Source organism: Thalassolituus sp. UBA3500, assembly GCF_002377545.1.
Taxonomy (GTDB): domain Bacteria; phylum Pseudomonadota; class Gammaproteobacteria; order Pseudomonadales; family Oceanobacteraceae; genus Thalassolituus.
Window position 1 is genome coordinate 1 of record NZ_DFQB01000007.1, and the last position, 216, is coordinate 216.

Here is a 216-nt window from a genome sequence, read left to right on the forward strand (position 1 = left end):
GTTGAGAACGCAGACGGTGGCCGTATTGAAATCACCGACGCCATGAAAGCCGCTTGCGGTGTAAACGGAGAGGATGCAGCGCTCTCATTAGCCGACCGCTGGATCATCTCGCGCCTGCAACGCGCCGAAAGCGAAGTACGCCGCCACATGGACCAGTACCGCTTCGACATGGCCGCACAGACGCTGTACGAATTCATCTGGAACGAATACTGCGAC

1 protein-coding gene is annotated in these 216 nt (G+C 57.9%); it reads left to right on the top strand.

Going from position 1 to position 216, the window contains the following annotated elements; all coding sequences use genetic code 11:
• The coding region (locus B2R29_RS02525) for a class I tRNA ligase family protein (RefSeq protein WP_301179643.1) at positions 1–216 on the top strand (216 nt) is incomplete at both ends.